We start from the raw sequence: 7286 nt of genomic DNA, 5'->3' as shown, positions 1-7286 counted from the left end.
TGCTTCGTCCGTCCCGCTATAACGGGATATCAGATTCAAGGAGGCTATTGGCACGTAGAGCTTTGATCCGCCAGCGTACTCGAGCGTTAAAAACTCATCGGTCATACCGTCGACACTGATGGTTTCGAGGCCGCGGTAACGACCTACGCCATGATCAATGTGGACGACAGGTGCGCCGATGCGTAACTCGGTGAGGCTTTTAATGAAGTTGTCGTGATTGTCGCTAGTAGAAGATCTGCGACGGTTTTGACGGACAATCTGGCCAAATAGTTCCGTTTCTGTAACGACTGCTAACTTTGACTCAGTGGCGATAAATCCATGCTCAAGCGCGCCGACCGTTAAGGTGAGAGTACCTCGATCATCCGCTAAGGGCCAAGACGTCGCCTGTTGAAACGATAAATTATGATCTTTGAATAAATCTTGAATAGATTCGCGACGGCCTGCGCTTTCGGATACAACCACAATCTGTCCATCGAAGCTTTGAACAAACTCTTGAATACGAAATGCGGGAATATCCAAGCGATCATCAATGGCGAGATCGGGCAAGGTGGATAACGACGCATGATGCGCATGGGTAGAGCGCTGCCCATCGTAATCTAACTCCATGCGGGCATACTCGTTGACGCTTGAAAAGCATTCTTCTGACCCTAGAAACAGCGTATGGGGAGCAAGAATCGGCCTTTGTATATCGTAACGGTGATCTTCGTAGCGTTCGTTGATTTCCTTCCATACATGCTCAAGGGAGTCGTTTAACGTAGCGTCATGGATGATTTGCGTATTCGATGGCACGTAGTCAAAAAGTGACGCCATATGCTCAAAAAACAAGGGTGAGTAATACTCAATACCGTGCGGTTTGATACCGTCTTTAATATCTCTAAGAATTGGAGAGCTAAAACTGCGTTCGTCAAATGTGTCTAGCCACCGATTGCGAAACGCCAACCTCGATGCCTTATCCCAGGGAAACTCGAAGCCAGGAAGCATTGTGATCTCTTCGTGCTTTTGTTTTGACCTTTGCGTTTCCGGGTCAAAGCTACGTAGGCTGTCGACTTCATCATCAAACAGCTCGATGCGAATTGGCTCGGATGAGCCCATTGGAAAGACATCAAAAATCGATCCGCGCACGGCATATTCACCATGCTGGAAAACGGTATCGACTAGGCGGTATCCAACTTGTTCCAGTGCACGACGATAACTATTTGCATCGAATCGCTCACCTATTTTGATTGCAAGAGTATTCGCCGTAATAAATTCTGTGGGCGGAAGCCGCTGTACGAGCGTTGATACCGGAACAACAAGACAGCCGCTATTCATATTCTTGAGTGCCGACAAGGTCTTTAAACGTTCTGATACGATATCTTCATGCGGCGAAAAACTGTCATAAGGAAGCGTCTCCCAATCAGGAAGCAGGAATACCGACTCGCCTTGTTTTTCCCCCATAAAAAACCGAAGTGACTTTACGAGTGCGTTTGCCTGCTGCGTATCTTTGGCAATCACTAAGCTAAAGTGGGTATTGTTGGCTTCCAATACTTGGCTTAGAAAGAAGGGGAGGCCCTCCTTTATGCAAGAAACACGCATTGCTTTGCCGCTGTTGTTAGAAAATATGTCTTTCGGGATAGAGAGCGCTGTCATGGAAGCTTCAGATACTTAAGGTTAGTGGGCTAAAACGAAGTGTTGCATTAAACAGTGCGTAACACTTCGCCCAAAAAACGGTAACGATGTACCAAATAAAGGCAGGCTATCGAGCGTATTCGCGCTTCAAGTAGTCTACGATGTCGGCCGATTCAAATAGGGCGGCTCCGGTGTTCGGATCCTCGAGATAGGGCACCTGTACGTTACCATGTTGCTTGTGGAATGCCTCTCGTTTTGAGTTCTTGATTGGCTCGTATGGTCCTATGTTCAAACGTAGCTTGGCTGGTCCCATATCGGCGCGCTGCTGCTTACCAAGGTTGATCAACAAGTATGGAAGTTCGAGCTCGCATAACAACTCGCGAACAATTCGAGAAAACGGACTAGATTCAAAACTATATAACACCAGCGGTTGAGCGGCAGGCGAAGATGCACGCGCCTTTGATCCCGCGTTTAAGCGAAGCAAAGAGCTCATGCGTGAAGTCCTCAGCTTTTTCGCCGAAACGCGCATACTCTGAGGTACTTCGCATTGCTTATAGGTCTTGTAGAGGTGAGAGATAATCGCTTCCGCTCCGACTAATCGATCGTCGGAATTGGAATCAAAAAGTGCTGGAAGTTGATCTGATCCAGCATCTTTTTGAAGCTGGCGAATATTACGACCGCCGATAGGGCACGGCATGATCATTACGTCTAGATTTAACCCCGTCAACGCTTCCCTGACCAGTCTGCACTCAGGGTCGCCCTCTCGGTCAAACAGATATAAGGTGCCTGCAGGCTGAAGCTGTGCATGCGTACTGGATGTTCCCCGCCAGCCACGAACAGAGGAGGCGAGTGTTGAGTTCAGGATATTAACGAAATGACGCATAAGTCTAGTAGATCCAAGGAAAGTTAGAACAAAGCAATGAAGGCATTATACGTTTGCAAACGGCAATGAAAAGTGTGCAGAGCAACAATCACTTATTCGTCACCGTAATGCTCTACAGAAGCAAATAATTGCTGTGCTAAAGTGGCGATGTCGACTCGAGGCCCGTCCACCTCATATCGACGTTCGATTTCAACGCTTACCAATATGTTCGAAATATGACGGTGAGGGCAAATCAACCCGACTGTATCAACAAGCGCAGGCCCGGCGTTGTTGCGGCCGCGCCAATCCTCGCTATGAGAAGAATAGGCGACACACAAATCGCCATACTCATGGGCTTCCCATTCTTGATGGTCATGCAAGATGACGCCGTCAGGGATAATTTCTTTTCGTTTCGCTTTCAATAATGCCTCTAAGTGGGCTTGAGAACTTCGAAACATGCCCTGTCTAGGGCCGCGGTTAACGCCAGCTGTAATAACATAGCTGTCGTCGAAATTTAGTTGGCTCAACCGAATGCGACTGCCGGTGCCATAATCGACAGCAAACCAGGACTTACTCGTGGGAACTACTAGAGAAATGGCTGGCCCATCAACACGCTGGCCCGGCTGGATATTCGTTCGGTCAAATTTCGTCGCGCACGCCGAAAGACCTAGGACAATAAGTGGCAATAGAGCGCTTAGAAAGAACTTGCGTAACATCGTTATTATTATGCTGTTAAGAGAGTTCTTATGCTGCCACACTGCAGCGCGCTTTTCGAGTGAAAGCACGCTAGCAGTGTCTTGTGCACTATTTGAGTTCAGGGTTGTCGGAATAGGGTGGTTGACCACTCACGCTCTCAGGTAGATCAATGACTTTAGGTCGACGACGTTTGCGCGTCTTAGCGGGTACCATGCCGCGCATAACCTCCATGCGTCCAAAACAGAGCAGCTTATCTTCCGGCTCTAGTAGCCTGTCTTTTCTGGGGTTAGGGATCACTTTTGCTCCCCTGTAAAGGGTGAGAACGTTCACGTCCTGTTCTTGAAGCTGTGTTTCGAGTATGGTTTTGCCAACAAAATTTGAGCCTTCGGGAATGTAAATTTCACCAACGCCGTAGCCACGACTAACGGTCAACCGTTGACGCACGTCGATTTCCGGGAAATCAACTTGTGCCGCGATGTAGTCGATGATCGCGCCGGCGACATCAAGGCCGGTGCACGTTTCGATACCTTCAAGCCCAGGCGAAGAATTTACCTCCATGATCTGAGGGCCACTCGCGCTTTCGAGCATATCGACGCCGGCCACTGTCAGCCCCATTATCTGCGTCGCGCGAACCGCGGTGTCGATATAATCTTGTGAGAGCTCAACGGCCTCGGCAATTCCCCCACGGTGAACATTGCTCCGAAACTCTTGCCCCTGAGCGACTCGTCGCATCGCGGCAACAACACGATCACCCACCACGATCGCACGAATGTCTTTGCCCTTACTTTCGGCAACAAATTTTTGAATGAGAACATTTTGTTTTTGGCTTTGAAGTAACTCAATAATCGACTCGGCCATATTCACAGTCTCAGCCAAAAGTACACCGATACCTTGAGTACCTTCGATAAGCTTGATAATGACTGGCGCTCCGCCCACGCGTTCTATTGCCGGAAGAACATCTTTTTTATCGCGTACAAATGTGGTCTTAGGTATGCCGATATGATGCCGGCTCAACAGCTGCAAACTTCGAAGCTTATCGCGTGAGTTCGCAATACCATGTGCCGTGTTAGCACAGAATACATCCATCTCTTGGAACTGTCTGACTACCGCTGTTCCAAAATACGTAATGGAGGCACCTATTCTCGGGAGGACAGCGTCGTAGGTGCTTAGCTGTTTTTGACGAAAATAAAGATCAGGATTACCACGATCCAAGTCAATCGCAAACTTCAGGGTATTCAGAACCTTTACGTTATGTCCTCTCTGTGTTGCTGCTTCGCGCAGACGCTGTGTACTGTAAGACTTTGGTCCACAGGAGAGAATAGCAAGCTTCATAGCAGGTTACCTTTGGTGATTATTTGGTACGTCTAAGCGCAAGTAAGGAAGGCGTTGAACGAGTTGATAACATTGCTCCGGTATAGGGACAGTTGCAACTAAAAATCGCACCAACATAGATAAAGTTAGTGGGCAGTGGGTGCCCTGAAAAACGCGCACATCGAAATAATCTCTTTATTAATAAAAGCATTTCTATGCCAAGTTTTAAAGCTGATATAACATCATGAGGTTGACTCGAATCTGCAGCTGAACATAGCAGAAATACTCCAGCAAGAGCGAGCAATGAAAGCCAGTTACGAGCAAACACGTTCTTTGCAATTAGGAGTTTTATAATGGATAGCCTTATTATTGGCGGTCAAGAAATAGAAAAGGGAAAGAGCTACAAGCTTGAGCTCCCCTTAGTGAGTTTGTACACCTCAAGCGAGGCGAAAATACCCGTATTTGTTCGCCGCGGGAGAATGGACGGTCCAACGCTTTTTATCAGTGCGGCGATTCATGGCGATGAGCTAAACGGCGTTGAAATCATCAGTCGCATTATTAATCACACCAATATCAAGAGTATCCGCGGCACGTTGATTTGCGTTCCTTTCGTGAACCCTTACGGTGTGGTCAATCAGACGCGTTACCTTCCCGATCGACGAGATCTAAATAGATCTTTTCCCGGTTCAAAAAGGGGCTCACTGGCTGCACGAGTAGCGCATACATTTTTGAATGAGATCGTTAGTAAGTGCGACTATGGGATCGATCTTCATACTGGTGCAATTCATAGAAGCAATCTTCCGCAGATTCGCGCCAACATAAATGATGAAGTAACGCTGCAAATGGCAAAGGCGTTTAACGTGCCTGTTATCTTGAACTCCGACTTGCGAGACGGCTCTCTGAGAGAGGCGGCGGTGGATCATGGCGTTAAAATACTTTTATACGAAGCAGGAGAAGCCCTTCGATTTGACGAGGTGTCGATAAAAGCCGGTGTACGCGGAATTATGAACGTACTGCGAAGTCTCCAAATGCTACCAAACAAAAAGGCACAAACTAAACAAAGTGTGCCTTATATAGCTCAAACGAGTAGCTGGCTTCGCGCTCCCGAGAGTGGCTTCGTCGTTCATCATAAGCGCTTAGGTGATCAGGTAAACGAAGGCGATATTCTTGCATCCATTAAAGATCCTTTTGGCGTTATTGAGGGCAACATTTTAGCGTCAGAGACTGGGGTGATTATCGGTAAGCAAAATATACCGCTCGTTCATGAGGGAGAGGCCGTTTATCACGTAGCCTACTTTAAGAAAACGGAAAAGGTCGTTGCAAGTGTCGAGGCGATGGAGATGGTTTTCAATAATTAGCGGCGTTTGGCTTGCGTTATCAAACGCTGTGATGCCGCGTACGCAAATACCTCGCAAATACTAAAGGTACTTAAGTACTTAACTATTCTAAGCTTCGTCGGGCTCCTCTGAGAGCCTAAGGCCACGCTTTAGGTATGTCGATAGATCGATGTTAAAGGCGCCGTTAGGGTAAAGATCTTTGATTAAGACAGGTCTTCCGTCGGCGTCTTTAGGATCTGCGGCAAGATCAATGATGCGCTCTCGACACGCCTGACCTTTGGCATCCCGAACGACAAGTACTTTGGGCTTTAAACGGTTAACATTGTTCGAGCGCACTATAATACCGACTTCTCCGGTGGTCAGCTCAGCAATATGGCCGTTGGGGTAGATGCCAATCATCGCAATGAAGCGCTCAGCAAGCGCCTCATCAAAACATGTCCCCTTACCATCGTAGATAATACGCAGTGCTTCAATCGAAGAGCGGGCCTTTTTGTAAACGCGTTTCGATGTGATGGCATCGTATGCATCGACTATCGACACAATGCTCGAAAACTGTGTAATTTGATGACTTGAAAGACGTCTTGGATATCCTAGTCCATCGGGCCGTTCATGGTGCGCATGCGCGGCATCGATCGCGGAGGCAGGCACGCCTTTTTGACTGATGAGAATGTTTTTCCCATGCACTGTATGGGATTTCATGATCTCGAACTCTTCGTCGGTAAACCGTCCGGGTTTGTTAAGTATGCTGTCCGGTATTTTTGCCTTGCCGACGTCATGTAAAAAACCACAAACGCCCAACTCTTCTAATTCATATTCCGCAAGCCCTATTAAACGACCAAGAGAGACGGATAATACACAAACACGCAAACAATGCTCTGCAGTATACTCATCCGCATTCTTAATGAGCGATAACCAACGCATTGCCTCAGGATTTCTTAAAATGCTGTCAACCACGTCTTGAACCGTCTCGGTCACATCTTTCATATCGAAAGTCTTACCGAGCCTTACAGAAAGCATGATGTTGTTGATCATGTGCTTTGAGTCTTTGTAAGCAACTGCAGCCCGCTCTAACTCTCGATGTGCTGGTAGCTTATTAACGTAGGTGATTTTTTCTTTTTGTACTTTATGTACTCGTGTTTTGCCTTTCGGCAACTCAACCGTTTTTAGCTCAGTGACAAACTCTTTCTTTGCTTGAATAAAGACCGTTTTGCAGACACTTTGAATCTCTTGAATGTCTTGTTGGTCGTAGACATAAAAGCCTTGGTAGATAAACGGCGAATCCTCCCAAGGACAATCCAATTTTGCGATGTACATGCCCGGTGTGAGCTGAGTTACCGGAATTTCGACCAAAACTTTTGTCATTTCGCGTTATCACTTGTCCATTGTTAGTTGGTTAGGGGGCGAGACCGCCAAGCACCGTATCTACTTTTAACGGGTTAATATTTTAATAGCTACGATTGATAAGAAGCGCT

General features: G+C 47.3%; 6 protein-coding genes and 1 pseudogene. 1 reads left to right on the top strand and 6 read right to left on the bottom strand.

The annotated features are described in order from the left end of the window. From A3750_RS23930 to A3750_RS23915, 5 genes and pseudogenes are all read right to left on the bottom strand, one after another. Positions 1-1629: CarD family transcriptional regulator (locus tag A3750_RS23930; RefSeq protein ID WP_304440225.1), on the bottom strand; the 1629-nt coding region annotated here is incomplete at its 3' end. Positions 1630-1735: 106 nt separating this feature from the next. Then, positions 1736-2491 (bottom strand): glutathione S-transferase N-terminal domain-containing protein, encoded by a 756-nt coding sequence (locus A3750_RS23925; protein ID WP_068457224.1) that lies wholly within the window; start codon positions 2489-2491, stop codon positions 1736-1738. Between the two features lie 92 nt (positions 2492-2583). Continuing rightward, complete coding sequence (locus tag A3750_RS23920; RefSeq protein ID WP_156492473.1) at positions 2584-3156, bottom strand: hypothetical protein; 573 nt, start codon at positions 3154-3156, stop codon at positions 2584-2586. 118 nt (positions 3157-3274) lie between these two features. Beyond that, positions 3275-3598 (bottom strand): cation:proton antiporter regulatory subunit, encoded by a 324-nt coding sequence (locus A3750_RS27070; RefSeq protein WP_369819980.1) that lies wholly within the window; start codon positions 3596-3598, stop codon positions 3275-3277. Further along, positions 3575-4498, bottom strand: a pseudogene (locus A3750_RS23915) (RimK family alpha-L-glutamate ligase); the annotation flags it as partial. The pseudogene A3750_RS23915 and the gene A3750_RS27070, both read right to left, overlap by 24 nt. Before the next feature lie 332 nt (positions 4499-4830). Here A3750_RS23915 and A3750_RS23910 point away from each other — a divergent pair. Beyond that, on the top strand, positions 4831-5835 hold the full coding sequence (locus tag A3750_RS23910; protein WP_068457213.1) for a succinylglutamate desuccinylase/aspartoacylase family protein: 1005 nt from the start codon (positions 4831-4833) through the stop codon (positions 5833-5835). Between the two features lie 87 nt (positions 5836-5922). Here A3750_RS23910 and A3750_RS23905 read toward each other — a convergent pair whose 3' ends face one another. Further along, positions 5923-7176, bottom strand: coding sequence for an HD-GYP domain-containing protein (locus A3750_RS23905; protein WP_068457212.1), 1254 nt, complete (start codon positions 7174-7176; stop codon positions 5923-5925). Positions 7177-7286 lie beyond the last annotated feature (110 nt).

It is taken from the genome of Oleiphilus sp. HI0079 (assembly GCF_001635105.1).
This window is presented reverse-complemented; position numbering and strand designations above follow the sequence as displayed.

Bases quoted from the DNA above. Each gene is read 5' to 3' on its own strand.
- A3750_RS23925 (WP_068457224.1), bottom strand. From the start codon at position 2,491: ATGCGTCATTTCGTTAATATCCTGAACTCAACACTCGCCTCCTCTGTT.
- A3750_RS23910 (WP_068457213.1), top strand. From the start codon at position 4,831: ATGGATAGCCTTATTATTGGCGGTCAAGAAATAGAAAAGGGAAAGAGC.
- A3750_RS23905 (WP_068457212.1), bottom strand. From the start codon at position 7,176: ATGACAAAAGTTTTGGTCGAAATTCCGGTAACTCAGCTCACACCGGGC.